Raw genomic sequence first — 16,455 nt, 5'->3', positions numbered from 1 at the left:
CACGGTTCAGGCCGGTCGTCGACCTGCGAAGCTGTCAGACGTCCGGGTGGTCGCTGACATAACTCCGCATCCTCGCGGACCCGAGGGGCGTTAGCCCGACCGTCCGCCGCTCGGGTTCTTCACCCGCAACGACGGCCAGCCCCGCTTGGACCAGTTTATCGATCACTGCAGCGGCCTCAGCCGGGCTGAGCATGTTGCCCACGGCCAGGGCCGTGTCGCTCACCGGACTGGACTGCAGTTCACCGACGAAAAGAGAGAGCATCACGTCCATGGCGCGATCGGCCATGACGGGCGTGTAGAAATGCTTGCTGCGCAGACGGCCGAGCATGTGCATGCGGCCGGCCTTGGCCCGCAGAACGCTCGAAGCTTCCGCGGAGCGAGGATCAGCCGGCGCGTCCGACCGGGCTGCGGCGTCGCGTTGCACGATATTGGGCACGTCAAAAAACTTTCGATTCGGCATCGGACTACCCTCGCCGCGCGGGAAACACCCCGCGCGCGAAAGATGCGCCGCCGCTGTGAGAAGAGGCGGCGGATAGACCACCGTCTCTGCCGGCGCATGTCCCGTAACCACCAGACAGTGAGGAGCCTATCGTCACCAGCCGCGCTCACTGACCGGGAAGACCGGGCCGAGCGGCGGGAATAAGACCCGTGAGGTGGTCGGGTTGACCACTCATTGTCCAATACCGCGATGGTCGCCGAGATAATTGCGCATTCGCGCCGATCCCATCGGGGTCAGGGTGATCGCATCGCCTTCGCCGACAGCAGGCCCGCCCTCTCCCGCCGACCCGGCGCGGACCAGACCTGCCTTGATTAGCGCTGCAACCACCTCGTCTTGCGGATCGCTGCGCAGATCCTGCGCGCCGTTCAACGATGCCCGGGAGACCGTCCGCCCCTCGCTCTGGGCAAGGAACAGCGTCAGCATGGCCGCCATGGCGTCATCGGCCATCACCGGCTCTGGAAAGAGGGCACTGCGCTGGCCCATGAGGGCCTGCAAACGCCGCGCCCGCTCGATCACCGGGTCATCCGGCAGACAAGCGCGCGCATCGTCGTCCACGCCCGGTGGGCGCGGCTTATTGGCTGTATCGAACATCACGATCCGTCCCTGGGATATTCGCGGGGTTCACACTGAACCCGTGTCTCCTCGCCTATCCCTGCCTCAACATCATTCTCAAACGCGTGGCAGTCAGCGGCGGTCCGTCATGTCTTGAAGTCGATTGTCATCTGGTGCGACCCTGCAATTTTAGAAGCCTTTTTGGCTTTCTAAGGTAACATTATGTTATGCGAGCTTCACTTTGTGCGCCGTGATCACGGGAAGTCAACCGCTAAAGGACGGACCGATGGAGCGATGCGATGGGGTCCCACCTCATCTGTCCCGTTTTGATTCGTTCCTGCCGGAATCAGCACCAAAACGGCACGCTTCGAGGATGTTGGACAGCGCCGGCAGCATTGCCGCGCGAAAGGCATAGCTACGGCGGCCTGTCTCGATCGCCGATCCGGCGAGGCCTTTTTCGTTGAGCGCAGCCCGCAGCGTTGAGATGTGAACCTTGATCGCCGCACGCGACATCGCACCGCGATCCAGGAGCAACGCAAGTTCATCGAGCGGGATCAGCCGGTCAGGCTCGGCAATCAGGCGCAGGAGCAGGCGCGCACAGATATGGCCCCGCAGTGCCAGGGCCGCATTCAGATGGGCAACTGCCATCGGCTCGTTCGCGTGACTGAGCAGCCCAACCGGCAACGCTCCGTCGGCAAAGGGCCTCGCACCGGCCCCTTCCGCAACCTCCTGCTCAATCTCAAGCAGATGGCGCGCGGCCTCGATGCGGTCTGCAGCTTCTTGAATCAGCCGGGCCGCACGATGACGGCGCGCTTGGCCGGATCGATCTGGCTCCGTCACCCCACCCCTCCACGGTCAACGGGGACACGTCATTGGGCGGCTTGCAATGGCGCGGTGCGGCACCGGTCTTATGCCCTGCAAGGTGCCGGAGCGTGGCATGGGTTCCTTCCTGTCGATCAAGCGGGAGACGCTAACCCAGTCCGCCCCCGGCATTCCATCAATTGCCTCCATTTCGGAGTCGAAAAGGCGCGGCGAGGTTAGCACCGCTGCCGGGCGCGCTTCGTCAGCCCGCGGCTCGCGCGGAGCCCTGCCCCTTTCGCCCTTTGGCTCCGCCACCAAGTGCCGATACGAGCGCGGCAAAGCATATTGCCGCCTAGATCAAGACAGCACGCCGCGCGCTACCGAGAGAGAGACGGGATGGGATGGAGAGGTGAGCCTTGCAATCTGAACAGCTTTTGAGCCTGCGCAATGTCCGCACGGTGCGCATCGGTGCCGGTCTTCTGCCGGCCTGTGCCGCCGATGTCGTCGCGTCCGGCGCCGAAAGCGCGCTGATCGTCTCCGGCAGCCCCCTGCGTGCGCTCAGCGAAGCACTCGCCTCCGAACTGGCCAAAGCCGGCTGCGCCGCCACGATTTTCGACGCCATTGCCGGCGAGCCGACCTTCGCCGATTTTGAGGCCGCCATGGCGACGGCGCGCGAGAGCCAAGCCGGCTTCATCATCGGACTGGGCGGCGGCAGTGCGATGGATGTCGCCAAGCTGGTCGCCGCGCTGATGGATGGCGCGCAGGGCATCGATGACGTCATCGGCACAGGCCTCCTCCAAGGCCGCGCCATTCCGCTCGCCTGCATCCCGACCACCGCCGGCACCGGTAGCGAAGTCACCCCCATCGCCATTCTGGAAGACGTGGCGGCGGAACTGAAGAAGGGCGTGGTCAGCGATCATCTGGTGCCGGATTTCGCCTATCTGGATGCCGAACTCACCGTCTCAATGCCCCGCGCCGTCACCGCCGCGACCGGGCTGGATGCGCTTACGCATTGCATCGAGGCCTATGCCAACCGCTTTGCCCATCCCGTCGTCGACGCCTGGGCGCTCGAAGGCATCCGCCTGATCGCCGGCCATCTCGAACGCGCCTGCACGGACGGCACAGACCTGGAGGCGCGCGATGCCATGCTGCGCGCGGCGCATCTGGGCGGCATGTGCCTTGGCCCAGTGAACACCGCGGCAGTCCACGCCTTGGCCTATCCGCTCGGCGGCGAATTCCACATCCCCCACGGCGTCGCCAACTCGCTGCTGCTGCCGCATGTGCTGCGCTTCACCCTGCCTGCGGCCCCCGCTCGCTACGCTCAGGTCGCTGCCGCCCTTGGCGTGGCGCGGACCGGCGATGACGAGGCGGATGCGCTGGCCGGCATCGCGCAGATCGAGCGCCTTTCCGCTGCCATCGGCATCGAGCGGCACTTGTCCGCCTTCGGCATCGGCGCCAACGCGGTGCCCAAGATGGCTGCCGCCGCCATGACCGTGCAACGGCTGCTCATCAGAAATCCGCGCGAGGTCACCGAATCCGATGCGCGCACCATCTACGAAGCTGCGCTATAGGACCGACACCCCATGAAAGCCGACCTCTTCTCCTGGTATCGCGGCGCGGACCGCAAAACCCGCCGCGTGTTCTGGACGTGCAGCGCCGGCTGGGCGATGGATAGCGCGGATGGGCTGGTCTATCAGTATCTCATCCCGCTGCTCATCGTCGGCCTTGGCATCTCGCTGACCGAGGCCGGGACCATCGCCAGCGCCAATTATTTCGCGGCGGCGATCGGCGGCTGGATCGGCGGCTGGTTGTGCGACCGCTATGGCCGCGCCCGCATCCTGCAGCTCACTATCCTGTGGTTCTCCTTCTTCTCCTTCGCCTCCGGCTTTGCCCAGAATTTCGAGCAACTGCTCGTGCTGCGCGTGTTGCAGGGCATCGGCTTCGGGGCGGAATGGGCGGTGGGCGCGGTGCTGCTCGGCGAAATCGTCTCACCCAAGCATCGCGGCAAGGCGCTGGGCACGCTGCACAGCGGCGCGGCAGTCGGCTCCGGTCTGGCCGCGTTGATCGCCGGGCCATTCGCCTCCGCCTTCGATCCCGAGATCGGCTGGCGCCTCGCCTTCTTCGTCGGCATCATTCCGGCCGCCTTGATCTTCTTCATCCGGCGTGGGTCCGACGATTCTGATCTGTTCAAGCAGGCTCAGCAGCGTGCGCAGGAGACCGGACAGCGCACCAGCCTCACCAGCATCTTCCGGCCCAAGGTCGTCCGCATCACCATCTTGGCATCGCTGCTGGCCGTCGGCGCGCAGGGCGCGGGCTATGCGGTGAGCAGCTACCTGACGGTGTTCCTTGCCAATGAGCGCGGCATCGGCATCGCGATGGCCGGGCTGTGCGTGATGTTCAACAGCGTCGGCGGCTTCTTCGGTTTTCTGTTCAACGCCGCGATCAGCGACTTTGTCGGGCGCCGCAATGCCTTCCGGCTGTTCGGCCTCGGCTTCGTGATCTCCGCCGCCATCTATCTGTTCGGGCCATGGGGCGGGAATGTCTGGTTCCTCGTGCCGTTCGGCATCGTCTACGGCTTCTTCCAGTTCGGCATCTATGCAAGCTTCGGCCCCTATTTCACCGAACTGTTCCCGACCGAACTGCGCGGCACCGGACAGGCCTTTGCTTATAATTTCGGCCGTGCCGCGAGCGCTCTGTTCATCATGACCGTACCCTTGGTGGCCGCCATCATCCCGCTGGGCGCGGCGATGGCCATCGTCGGCATGGGGGGCATCCTGTGCGCCCTCATCGCAACGCTGATGCTGCCCGAGACCGCCGGCCGCGCGCTGCAGTCACTGGATGACTTCGGTCGGGACGAAGCCCCCCAACCCATTGAGGCAAAGGCAACCGCTCCATGAGCCAGCAGCCCATCGCGGTCGTCATCGGCGGCAGCCGCGGCATCGGCGCCGCCATCGTCCAGCTGCTCGCGGCGTCCGGCTACCATGTCGTGTTCAGCTATGCGCGTGACGCAGCGGCGGCGCAGGCCGTCGCAGCGAGCGTCGCCACTGCCGGCGGTCAGGCTCACGCGGTGCAGGCGGACAGCGCGCGCGAGGCCGATCTGATCGCCCTGTTCGACGAAGCGCAGGCGCTGGGGCCGATCGGCGCGCTCGTCTATTCCGCCGGGATCACCGGCCAGGCCTCTCCCCTGGCGGAGGTCTCGGCGGAAACCCTCAAGCGCGTGATGGCGGTCAATCTCACCGGCGCGATGCTGGCGGCGCGTGAAGCCGTGCGGCGCATGGCCCTCTCGCGTGGCGGCGCGGGCGGCGGTATCGTCTTCATTTCGTCGCGGGCGACCGCTTATGGCTCGGCCGGGGAATATGTCTGGTATGCCGCATCCAAAGGCGGCCTCGATAGCCTGATGACCGGACTGGCGCGGGAAGTCGGCGGTGATGGCATTCGCGTCAACTGCGTCTCCCCCGGCCCGGTCGCCACGGACATGCTGAGCGCCGAGCGGCTGGCCGCCGGCGCTGCCCGCGTGCCGATGCAGCGCGCTGCACAGGCGGATGAGATCGCGCAGGCGGTCCGCTATCTGCTCTCGTCCGAGGCCTCTTTTGTGAATGGCGCGAACCTCGCCGTCTCCGGCGGCGTGTGACTATGGGAAACTTGCAAAGCGCCTTGAAATGGTTGACCCTGAAGGAAAGCGGCCGGGACGCCTCGATAGAAGGACAGAGGGCACGCGGAGAGGATAAGCATGGAATCCTACAGCACTGAAGCCTTCCCCATATCGACGCGCGCGGCGGCATGGACAAAGCTCTATTCACAGCAGCTCAATCGCGTGAACTTCACGCCCGCGGACCGGCATGAGTTTGCCGCGCGGCTCAGCCTCAGCCATTTCGGGCCGATCCAGCTCGCCAGCATCGCGGCCAATCGCAGCCATATCGAGCGGACGCGCAACCATATCCGCCCCGGCGCGCCGCGTCTTTATTCTTTCCTGATGCAGGCGCGCGGCAACAGCGTGCTCGACCATTGCGGGCATCAGGCCCAGCTCGATCAGGGCGATTTCGTGCTGTGCGACAGCGCGGCACCGCACAGCTTCACGCTCGGCGACAATTCGATGATTATCATGCTGCGCGTTGATGCCGGCCTCATCAAGAAGCACCTGCCGACGCCCGAGCGCTTCTGCGGCCTCAAGCTCGATCATGAGGTGGGGCTGACGGCGGTCATGTCCGCCATGCTGGAGAACCTCAACACGCAGGTGCAGAGCGGCTTCCATTCCGATCATGATGGCCGCTTTGCTCGCCACGTGCTGGAAATGCTCTCCACGGCCTATGCGATGGGCTTTGACGAGCAGCCGGAAGGCTCGGCGGTGATGCTGGGCCGACAGAGCGAAGTCATTCGCTATATCGAGGACAATCTGCGTGACCCGGAACTGACGCCCGCGCGTGTCGCCGAGGGGCTGCGTATCTCGCCGCGCTACCTGCGCACGCTCTTCGCCTCGCGCGGGGAGAAGGCGTCCAGCTACATTGTCCGGCGGCGGCTGGAAGAATGCGGCAAGCAACTGCGCAATCCCGCCTGGGCCGGCCATACGCTGACCGAGATCGCCTTTGCCTGGGGATTCAACAGCGCGGCGCATTTCACCCGCACCTTCCACGAGCATTTCGGCATGGCGCCGCGCGATTACCGGCGGGCCGGCTCGAACTGACCAGCCGACCGGCGCCTTCCTGAGCAAGTCATCCTGCCCGCCCGGGCAAGCGGCGGCGCAACCTCTATGTCAGCCCGGTCTCCACGCCGACAGGCGAGACATGGAGGACGGAAGACGCAATGGTTGCCAGGGAAGTGCTTGATCTGAACCAGATATTGTCGCTGCAGCTGACCGAATATTGGCACGAGATCGATACCAACAAGGGGCGCAAGGCCTCGGATTATTATACCGAGGATGCCGTCTTCCACGGCCAGTTCGCCTCCTATAACGGCCGCGCGAAAATCCAGCAATTTTACGATTGGCGGGCCGAACGTGGCGAGCGGCTCGCAGTCCATGCCTTCACCAACTTCCGCGCCTGGTTCACCGGTCCGGACAGCGCGGAAGCGACCAATTACCTGTTCCTCTATGCCGCCGATGGCGTGCGTCCCCTCCCCACCCATCCGCCGGTGACGATCTCGCTGGCGACCGACCGTTATGTTCGCGGCGCCGGCGGGCGCTGGCTGTGCACCTATCGCCGGTTCGAGCATTTGTTCGAAAGTGATACCCCGATCACAAATCCGAACCTGGACGATCAAGAAGCAAAGTGAGCAGGCCCATGAGCAGACAGCGCGGCGAACTCGACGAGAAGGATCTTCTGCTTTCCAAGGCCTATGTGGCCGGCAAATGGGTGGATGGCAGTGGCGACCCCATCGCTGTCGACGATCCCTATACGCTCGAGACCGTGGGACAGGTGCCGCGCGTCAGCGAAGCGCAAGTGTCTGAGGCCATCGACGCCGCGAACCGCGCCTTCCCGCTATGGGCGCGGCGGCCCGCCAAGGAGCGCGGCGCGATCCTGCGGCGCTGGTATGAGCTGGTCATCCAGCACAAGGAGGACTTCGCCCGGCTCATCACGTTGGAGAACGGCAAGGCGCTCAAGGAATCGCGCGCCGAGGTCGACTATGGCGCCGGCTTCCTCGAATTCTACGCCGATGAGGCGGCCCGCTCGGTGGGCGAGATCATCCCCGCCCCGGTGACCGGCCGCCGCCTGATGGTCGAGCGCGAGCCGATCGGCGTGTGCGTGGCGATCACGCCATGGAACTTCCCGCTCGCCATGCTCACGCGCAAGGTCGGGCCGGCGCTGGCGGCCGGCTGCACCATCGTCGCCAAGCCGGCCGAGCTGACGCCGCTCACGGCACTGGCCTTTGCCAAGCTGGGTGAAGAAGCAGGCGTGCCAGCGGGCGTGTTCAGCGTGGTCACCGGCAATTCCAAGACAATTGGCCCGGTGATGACCGGATCGCCGATCGTCCGCAAACTCTCCTTCACCGGCTCGACCCCGGTGGGCGCGATGCTGGCGGAAGCCTGCGCCCCGACGATCAAGCGGCTCGGCCTCGAACTGGGCGGCAATGCGCCGCTGCTGATCTTCGATGATGCCGACCTCGACACCGCAGTCGAAACGGCGATGGTCGCCAAGTTCCGTAATGGCGGCCAGAGCTGCGTCGCGGCGAACCGCATCTATGTGCAGAATGGCATCCGCGACCGCTTTCTCGACGCGTTTGGTAGCAAGGTCGCGACGATGAAGGCCGGCGACGGCTTTGAAGACGGCATCGATGTCGGCCCGATGATCGACGATCGCGCCATTGCCAAGATCGACGAGCATCGCGAGGATGCGCTGCGCCATGGCGGACGTCTGATTGCCGGGGGCGCATCGCCGGGCGGGCGCATCGCGGTGCCGACGCTGATTGGCGACGTTGCATCGGATGCGCTGCTGACCCGCGAAGAGACCTTCGGGCCGCTGGCCGGCGTCATCGGCTTTGCCAGCGTGGAGGACGGCGTGCGGCTGGCGAACGATACGCCATTTGGCCTCGCCGCCTATCTCTGCTCCAGCGATCCGGCGACGATTGCCCGCGTGGGCCGGGATCTGGAGAGCGGCATCGTCGGCATCAACACCGGCCTCATCTCGACGCCTTATGCGCCCTTTGGCGGCGTCAAGCAGTCGGGCCTCGGGCGCGAGGGCTCGCACCACGGCCTCGCCGAATATCAAAACCTCAAATATCTCTGTCACGCAGGACTTTAGACCCGCTTATGCGCAAACACGCCAAGGTCATCATCACATGCGCGCCGACCGGCTCGATCCACACGCCCTCCATGTCGCCGCATCTGCCGGTGAGCGCGGACGAGATTGCGGAGGCCGCCATTGGCGCAGCGCAGGCCGGCGCGGCGATCTTGCACCTGCATGCCCGTAATCCGGCGGACGGTAGCCCAAGCCCCCGCGCGGCCGATTTCATGGCCTTTCTGCCGCGCATCCGGCAGGCGACGGACGCGGTGGTCAACATCTCCACTGGCGGCAGCGCCACCATGTCGCTTGATGACCGGCTGGAAGGCGCCAAGCAGGCCCGGCCCGAGCTGTGCTCTCTCAACATGGGACCGCTGATCTTCGATTTCTCCGGCGCGGCCAAGCGGGTCACGCAGTGGCAGCACGGCTGGGAGCAGCCCTATGTCGAAGGCGCGCGCGGGCGGATCATGTACAATGACAATGCCTATATCGAGCGCATCATGCTGGAAGTCGGTCGGGAATTCGGCACGCGCTTCGAGTTTGAGTGTTACGATATCGGCCATCTGTACACGCTCGCGCATTTCGCGGACCGGGGGCTGATCGATCCGCCATTCCTCATCCAGGGCGTGTTCGGCATCTTGGGCGGCATCGGCGCCGATCCGCGCAATCTCGCCCATATGGTGACCATGGCCGATAGTCTGTTTGGCGAGGATTATGTGTTCTCGGCCTTCGCGGCGGGCCGCCATCAGCTCGGCTTCTGCACCCAGAGCGCGCTGCTCGGGGGCAATGTCCGCGTCGGGCTGGAAGACAGCCTGTTCATCGGCAAGGGCGAACTCGCCACCTCCAACGCGCAGCAGGTGGAGCGTATCCGCCTCGTGATCGAAGCCCTGGGCCGCGAGATTGCGACGCCTGCCGAAGCCCGCGCGTTGCTCGGCCTCAAGGGCGGCGACGCCGTCGGCTTCTGAGCCAGAGCTTCGGCCTCCCTTCAACGTCCATCGCTTTTGGGTGCCCGCCCGGCCTGAATGGCCGGGCGGGCATTTCTGCAACAGAAAGCCGGGCCTCCTTTCGGAAGCCCGGCTGGCATCTGCAGCGCTGGCGTCAGATCAGAATTTGACCCGTACGCCGGTCCGGAACCGCGCACCGAAGGTGTCGAAATAGACCGGGTTGGTTGGATAGTTGGAGCCACCCAGGCCACCACCACCCGGCGCAATCGGCGGCTTCTTGTCGAAGATATTGTCGATCGCACCGAACACCTCGATGCTGTTCCCACCATTTCCGACCGGGATCGCATAGGACATGGCGAGGCCGAAATAGCTCGCTCCCTTCACGCGGTTGGTGTTGATGCTGTTGCGCAGCCTTGGGTCGTAGCCTTCATCTTCCGGCCCAACCCGCTCGACATTGTAGATGCCCGAGCTGATCCGGCGCATGCTCACCGTGGCGTTGAACGGCCCGCTGTCATAGCTCAGGAACGCGTTGACGATCCACGAGGGCGCGGGGTTGAAGTTGCCGCCGCTGCTGACCGGCCCGGTCTGCCCGGCATAATCGATCACCGGCGTGGTCGGATCGGCCTGCACCTTGAAGTCATATTGGTGGTTGGCCAGCACGCGCAGGTTGAGCGCCCCGCCCCAATCGGCCGAAAGGTCGGACAGGCGCAGCGTATAGTCGAACTCGAAATCGAGGCCGCGCACAGTCATGCTGCCGAGGTTCACCTGGCGGGCATCGATGTACGAGATGTTGGTCGGCGAGACGAAGGTGATCCGGTCACAGAAGATGTCGAACTGATCGCAGAAATCGACGATCTGCTGGCCGCCGAGCCGGCTGACGGCATCCTCGATGGCGATCTGATACCAGTCGACCGACATGCGCAGGCCCGGGATGAAGCTTGGGCGGAACACGATGCCCGCCGTCGTCGTATCGGCCTTTTCCGGCGTCAGCGCGAAGCTGCCGCCATTGAGGATCGGGGTCGGATCGTCATTGCCAACGCCCGGGATATTCGGGTTGTCGACGATGCCCTGCGAGGAGCCTTCCTCGGTCGCCACCTGACGCTGGAAAAGCTCGCGGAAGCCGCCAGCGCGGATATCGCGCGAGCGCGAGCCGCGCAGGCGTACACCGCCGCCGATTTCCCAGATGCCGCTGAGCTTGTAGCTCACCGCCTCGGTCGTCTTCTCCTCGCTGGTGAACGCATCCGACGCCTTGTTGCGCGTCCAGCGGACGGCGCCGTTGAGCTCCAGCGTCTCGAAGAACGGCCGGTTCGCCAACAGCGGCACGCTCACTTCCCCGAAGGTTTCGAGCACCTCGATGGTGCCGCCATAATCCAGGCCAAAGGTGAAGGCATAGTCAGTGTAATTCGGAATATCGCCATGGGTCACATCGCCCTTTTCCTTGCGGTACTCCACACCCGTGGCAGCGCCGACCGGCCCGGCGCCAAAGCCGTCGAACAGCGAGCCGCTGATCGAGGCGGCAGCGACATGCTGGGTATAGAGGAAGTCCTCCACCACCGGGCGGTAGGCGTAGTCGATGGCCGCCTGGCTGAGATTATCGAGACCAAACAGGTTCATCGGTACGCAGCCCTGCGCGCGCGGATTGGGATTGGCCTTGAGCAGTTCCCGGCAGACGATCTGGTTGGTCGCCGGATTGACCACGGCGTCCAGCCCGTATTGGAACTCGGTGTTCACGCGCGAATAGCGGGCCGACTGATGCCGCTTGTTGCGGCCATATTGATAATAGACGTCCCAGTTCCAATCGCCACCGATCTCGCCGGTGACGCCCAACACCGCGCGCCAGACATCTGCGGTGACCGAGTTGAGCGCCGGGATCTGCGCATCAACATCCTTGCCTAGGCTGAACTGGGTGCCCGCTAGCAGCGTCTTGAGCGAAGCTGGCAGGAAGGCATTGTCCGGCTGCACGAAATAGGTCGAGCGTGGGCCGGCTGTCACGCCGCTGTTGGAGGCGGAGCGATGCGCGTAGGTGACTTCGGTATAGGCCTCGACCGTGTCCGACAGGTCGTATTTGCCGGAGAGATAGCCGACGAAGCGCTCGACCGGCGTCTGGATGTCGGAATCCGCATAGGTAGATTCGCCGTCGCCGCCCTGCCGCGGGCCGGTCTGCGACGATTGGACGTACGTGCCGGGATCGAACTGCACAATGCCGGTGCCGTCGTCATTGAAGCGGATGTTGCGCGCCGCCGGCGCGGCAGGCGCTCGGTTGCGAACCACGCCGCGCGCATCGTTGAACGCCTGCTTGGAATTGGGGCCGATGATGAAGTTGGGTAGACCATAGCCCGGCGTGCCCGGACGATCGAAGCCCGAGAGCGAGCCGTTGGCCAGCACATTATTGGCATTCACGAAGACGTCGTAGCTTTCCGCACACCAGTCGCGTGAGAGCGAGCAATCGCCGATGCCGTCCCTCTTCTCATATTCGCCGCCGATGACGATATGGCCGCGGCTGCCGACGCGCGTGCCATAGACGAGCGAGCCATGATGGCCTTTCCCATCACCCCGGAAGGTCTGGCCATAATCGACCTGCCCGCGCAGCCCCTCGAGCTCGGTATCGAGGATGAGGTTGACAACACCGGCAATGGCATCCGACCCATAAGCCGCCGATGCGCCGCCCGTCACCGTCTCCACGCGCTTGATCATCGCGGTGGGAATGAGGTTGAGGTCAACCGCACCGCCGTCCGATGTCGGAACGAAGCGGCGGGAATTGACCAGCGTGAGCGTGCGCGTGCCGGAATCCGGATTAAGGCCGCGCAGGTTCGCATAAGAGGCGCCGACATTCGCGCCCGCGGTGATGCCAGCCGTCGCGTCTGACTGGAAGGCCGTGTTCTGCGGGATCAGCTCGACGATATCGCCGGCATTCACGATGCCCAGCTTCTCAGTCTGCTCGATGCCGAACACCGTGGCGGGCGTCGGCTCGTTAAAGGCGTTGTTGCGGATCCGCGTGCCCGTGACGACGATGGATTGCTCGCTCGCGCTCTCCGCCCCGCTGCTGTCCTGCGCCTGAACCGGCATTGACAGCAACGCCGCCGCCGGCAGTGCCGCCCGCAGCAGATGCGACGCGCCCCCGCGTCCTTTCACTTTCAAAGTCATTCGTACGGCCTCCCCATTATGTATATTTTGCGCGCACGACCTTTGCCGGGCGCGATCTCATGCGGACCATCGCATTGCGCAACGGGCCGCTTCTTATCTCCAAGTGATCCAGCTTATGCCGAATTCGGCACAAACAGAGCCGGACGACGGCATCGCCCGGCTCCGATGTCATCGGTGTGCTGCGGTGCTCTTACGCCCAGTTGAGCGCGCGCTTAATCGTGCCGCCCAAAATCCACTCCTTGTCACTCTGCGAAATCTCATTGGTGTGGAGCAGGCTGTAGAGCGCGTCCGCATAGGGCTTCCAGTCCTTGCGGAGCGGGAAGCCATTGGGACCCGGCGGCGTTTCCGTGCCCCAGCGCTGCCGGGTCATGTCGCTCGCCCACAGGCACCGTTCCGGGCCGAAGGCGTGCAGGATCTTGTGAACGTATGGCCAGATGTCGTGATAGGGATAGGCCTCCTTGGAGATGATCGGCATCCCGCACAGCTTCACATAGACATTGGGATAGCGCGCCATGTCGAGCAGCTTGGGAAGGTTCGCCCAGCGGTCCTTGGGCGGCGCGATCATCGACTGGGTGACCCCGTAGTGATCGATGATGATCGTCATGTCCGGGTGCCGCTCGGCATAGATCGCGGCCTCGTGACCGAACTCATGGGCACCGACGAACATCGGGATCTTATACTTGGCGCCATAAGCGAAATAGCGGTCGAACGCGCCCTGCCTGACCAGCGGACTGACCGCGATCTGCGCGCCCGGCTTGCGCCAGACCTGCCCGTAATTGGTGAACAGCACGCGCGTGGCGAGCATCCCCGGCTTCTTCTTGAAAGCCGACATCTGCTGCTCGAGGTCCGGCGCCGCATGGTCGAACACTTCGACCGCCCCGAACCGGTCCGGATAGTAGCGCACCGCCGCTTCGTTAAAGGCCCGGCCCGCATAGATAATCGCCTTGTCGACGCCGACGCAATCGATCGCCTCGCGCGCCAGTTCGACATTGATGAACTCTTCAAGCTGCGGCGTGATCGTCTCGCCTTCGGGCTTGGCGGCGCGCATACCGCCGCCGATATGGGGTTCGTGGATCTGACCGTCGATGATCTGCATATACCTTGTTCCTCTCGCCTATGCTTGATGGTCGGTGACGGGCCAGCGCCCGCCTTCCGATCAGAACCGCTTGTTCAGGGTGAGATACCACTCACGCGGGGCGCCCGGCTGGCCGTTGATCTGCGGATAGCCGATAGCCTGGTAGATGAAGTAATTGCGCCAGTAGAACTGCTTGAAGACGTTGGTGACGCCCGCTGCGATGGAGAAATCATACTCCTTGTTCGCGTAAGTCAGGCGGGCGTTGACGAGCGAATAGCCGTCCTGATTATACTCTACACGGTCCGGGCTGTAGACCTGGCTGCCGGTGTAGAACCAGTCGACACGTGGCGTGACCGTGCCCTGCAGAGCCGGCGCATCGAACTCATACTGGATGCCGGCATTGGCCTTGAGCTCGGGGATCGCCACCGGGCGCCGGTTCTGGCCGGCCGGGCGGGCATCAAGATCGGCCGACGAGAATTTGTGGTAGCCGATTGAGCCGCCGACCGCCAAGCCCTCGACCGGACGGAAATCCAGCTCCAGCTCGAAGCCTTTCACCTTGCCCGGCGTGTTCTGGTAGAAGGTGCGGCCGATGCAAGCAAAGCCCGGCGTCCCGGCGGTGATCTCAGCCGCCGTCAGCGGACGGCAGGTCGTGAACGCGGGATTCACTGGATTGGGAATTTCGAGGAAACCCCCTGGGGCTGGCTGCCCATTGGCACCCAACTGATATTCCTGACCCGAGACGCTCGTCGGACGGGTCTTATAGTCCGTGTAGAAGGCCGCAGCGTTGATCCGCAGCATCCGGTCGAACAGATCGGTCTTGACGCCCAGTTCGTAGGACTGGGTTTCATCGCCCGGATATTGCGCAACCTGGCTCGGCTGGAGCGGACGGGCATTGAAGCCCGGCAGCCGCGCGCCGGTGGAGACGGACGCATAGATCATCGTGCGCTCGCTCAGCTTGTAGTCAGCACCGACCTTCCAGTCGAACCGCTCGTCCTTGATGTCGAAGTTGAAGACGGTCTGGCCGGTGGGCGAGATGGTGAACTGCGTCGAGGCGGCCGTCGTGCCATCCAGCACGCTGCGATAATCAACGCCCTTCTTGTCCTTGGAGAAGCGCCCGCCAAGCGTCAGGCCAAAGCGATCGCCGAAGGGCCGCAGCGTGGCGTTGGCGAAGACCGCCTTGCTCTCCGGCGTGTAACGGCTCCACAGGTAACGCTGCGTGTTGTTGAACGGCGACGTGCCGGAGAAGCGCTGTTCGCCATCCGCCCAATAATAGAAGGCGCCGACGACCCAATCGGCCCAGCCGGTCTTGCCGATCAGGCGGATTTCGCCGGTCCAGTCATCCTGGAACACATCATTGCGATTGTTTTCCATGGCGACGGGCGAACCATCGACATCGAACCCGAACACGCCATCATAGCGGCGATAGCCGACGATGCCGACGACATCGATGCTGTCGCTGATCTCATATTCAATCCGCGCATTGCCGCCCCAGTTCGTCTGCGGAACGTTGCTGGGGTGCGTGATACCGCCGCGGAAGGGCGAGCCATTGTAGAATGTGTTGCCGGGAATGGCTGTGCCAGCCGCGATCGGATCGGCAAAGGTCGCGAAGGTCGTGTAAGGGTCGCCGGTGATGAAGCGGCTATCATAAGCAAAGGTCGGGCCGCCCGGTGCCGTCCAGCGGTTGAACAGCGTCGAGACCGCGGAGCGGCCGGCTGCGACGGCCGGGTTAATGGCGACGACGCTATCCATGGCCGCCTCCGAATTGTCCTGGAGATAATCCAGCGCGGCGGTGATTTTGAGGCGCGGCGTGGGCTCCCAGTAGATCTGGCCACGGATGGCCTGCACATCCTCACCACCCAGATGGCCGATGGTGCAATCCTTGGGCGGATTGATGTCGGAATTGTTGAGCAGGCCGGCATCCGCAGTCGGGAACAGACCGGCCAGCTGAGGCGTGCCCCGGCGGATCATTTCGCAGCGGAAATCGAGCTGCCGCTGGTAGCCAGTCATCTTCTTGACCAGACCGGAGACAGAGAGCGACATGGTCGATCCGAGCGGCAGGTTGATACCGACGCGCATCTCGCGGCGGTCATAGCTGCCGACTGTGAACTCGCCATAGCCCGAAGCTTCGCCCAGCACCGGGCGGCGGGTAGTGAGGTTGACGGCGCCGGCCAGCGAGTTGCGGCCGAACAGCGTGCCTTGCGGGCCCCGCAGCACCTCGACCCGCTCCAGATCAAGCAGATCGAACATGGAGCCGAAGACAAGCGGATAATAGACATCGTCGATATAGAAGGCGACGCCCGCTTCACCCGACAAATTGGTCTCGCTCGAGCCGATGCCACGGATGAAGGCGCTCATGCCGGGGCCGAATGCCGCCTGCGACTTCTCGAAGGAGACGTTGGGAACGACGCGCGACATTTCGGCGACGTTGGTCAGCCCCTGCTCCATCAGCGCGTCTGCCGGCAGCGCCGAGATCGCAATCGGCGTATCCTGCAGGTTGGTCGCGCGACGGGTCGCCGTAACGACGATGTCCGCGATCCCGGTTCCACGCTCGGAAACGCCGTCCGCCTCAGTGACCTGCGCATGGCCGGTCTGCGCTATACACAGCGCCAGCGCGGACGCTGAAACCTTACCGAAAGTCCTCTTCATCTCATCCCCTCCCGAATTGGTGCAGCCATGTCTGGCCTCGGGGGGAGCACTAGAGGGGCTCCATCATCCAATCTTGCCGAA

13 protein-coding genes are annotated in these 16,455 nt (G+C 64.3%); 7 read left to right on the top strand and 6 right to left on the bottom strand.

Features of this window, described 5'->3' with window-relative positions; all coding sequences use genetic code 11:
• Positions 1-34: 34 nt before the first annotated feature.
• The 3 genes from M2332_RS15225 to M2332_RS15215 all read right to left on the bottom strand — a co-directional run bounded on the left by M2332_RS15225 (position 35) and on the right by M2332_RS15215 (position 1,891).
• A complete protein-coding gene (locus M2332_RS15225) occupies positions 35-334 on the bottom strand; it encodes a hypothetical protein (protein WP_181561347.1) in 300 nt (99 codons plus the stop codon).
• A gap of 336 nt (positions 335-670) precedes the next feature.
• The gene (locus M2332_RS15220) at positions 671-1,090 is read right to left on the bottom strand and encodes a hypothetical protein (protein ID WP_264574714.1); all 420 of its coding nucleotides are present in this window, start codon (positions 1,088-1,090) and stop codon (positions 671-673) included.
• A 273-nt stretch (positions 1,091-1,363) separates the two neighbouring features.
• The gene (locus tag M2332_RS15215; protein ID WP_264574713.1) at positions 1,364-1,891 is read right to left on the bottom strand and encodes a helix-turn-helix domain-containing protein; all 528 of its coding nucleotides are present in this window, start codon (positions 1,889-1,891) and stop codon (positions 1,364-1,366) included.
• A 377-nt stretch (positions 1,892-2,268) separates the two neighbouring features.
• Between M2332_RS15215 and M2332_RS15210 the strand changes: the two genes are divergently transcribed.
• The 7 genes from M2332_RS15210 to M2332_RS15180 all read left to right on the top strand — a co-directional run bounded on the left by M2332_RS15210 (position 2,269) and on the right by M2332_RS15180 (position 9,530).
• Complete coding sequence (locus M2332_RS15210; RefSeq protein WP_264574712.1) at positions 2,269-3,423, top strand: iron-containing alcohol dehydrogenase; 1,155 nt, start codon at positions 2,269-2,271, stop codon at positions 3,421-3,423.
• Positions 3,424-3,435: 12 nt separating this feature from the next.
• Positions 3,436-4,749, top strand: coding sequence for an MFS transporter (locus M2332_RS15205; RefSeq protein ID WP_264574711.1), 1,314 nt, complete (start codon positions 3,436-3,438; stop codon positions 4,747-4,749).
• Positions 4,746-5,483, top strand: a complete 738-nt coding sequence (locus M2332_RS15200) for an SDR family NAD(P)-dependent oxidoreductase (protein WP_264574710.1) — start codon at positions 4,746-4,748, stop codon at positions 5,481-5,483. Before M2332_RS15205 ends, M2332_RS15200 begins: the two co-directional genes overlap by 4 nt.
• A gap of 99 nt (positions 5,484-5,582) precedes the next feature.
• Positions 5,583-6,533: a helix-turn-helix domain-containing protein gene (locus tag M2332_RS15195; protein WP_181559011.1), complete on the top strand. Its 951-nt coding sequence runs from the start codon at positions 5,583-5,585 to the stop codon at positions 6,531-6,533.
• Between the two features lie 119 nt (positions 6,534-6,652).
• Positions 6,653-7,120 (top strand): nuclear transport factor 2 family protein, encoded by a 468-nt coding sequence (locus M2332_RS15190; RefSeq protein WP_264574709.1) that lies wholly within the window; start codon positions 6,653-6,655, stop codon positions 7,118-7,120.
• A gap of 8 nt (positions 7,121-7,128) precedes the next feature.
• Positions 7,129-8,586 (top strand): NAD-dependent succinate-semialdehyde dehydrogenase, encoded by a 1,458-nt coding sequence (locus M2332_RS15185; protein WP_264574708.1) that lies wholly within the window; start codon positions 7,129-7,131, stop codon positions 8,584-8,586.
• 8 nt (positions 8,587-8,594) lie between these two features.
• Complete coding sequence (locus M2332_RS15180) at positions 8,595-9,530, top strand: 3-keto-5-aminohexanoate cleavage protein (RefSeq protein WP_264574707.1); 936 nt, start codon at positions 8,595-8,597, stop codon at positions 9,528-9,530.
• 138 nt (positions 9,531-9,668) lie between these two features.
• On the opposite strand, the gene M2332_RS15175 is transcribed toward M2332_RS15180, so the two are convergent.
• The 3 genes from M2332_RS15175 to M2332_RS15165 form a co-directional block, all read right to left on the bottom strand.
• On the bottom strand, positions 9,669-12,653 hold the full coding sequence (locus M2332_RS15175) for a TonB-dependent receptor plug domain-containing protein (RefSeq protein WP_264574706.1): 2,985 nt from the start codon (positions 12,651-12,653) through the stop codon (positions 9,669-9,671).
• Positions 12,654-12,843: 190 nt separating this feature from the next.
• Complete coding sequence (locus M2332_RS15170; protein ID WP_264574705.1) at positions 12,844-13,749, bottom strand: amidohydrolase family protein; 906 nt, start codon at positions 13,747-13,749, stop codon at positions 12,844-12,846.
• 60 nt (positions 13,750-13,809) lie between these two features.
• Complete coding sequence (locus M2332_RS15165) at positions 13,810-16,374, bottom strand: TonB-dependent receptor (protein ID WP_264574704.1); 2,565 nt, start codon at positions 16,372-16,374, stop codon at positions 13,810-13,812.
• Positions 16,375-16,455: the final 81 nt, after the last annotated feature.

The organism is Sphingobium sp. B11D3A, assembly GCF_025961695.1.
In the GTDB taxonomy this organism is placed as follows: Bacteria; Pseudomonadota; Alphaproteobacteria; order Sphingomonadales; family Sphingomonadaceae; genus Sphingobium.
The sequence above is the reverse complement of the archived record's forward strand: the minus strand, read 5'-3'. Positions and strand labels throughout refer to the sequence as shown.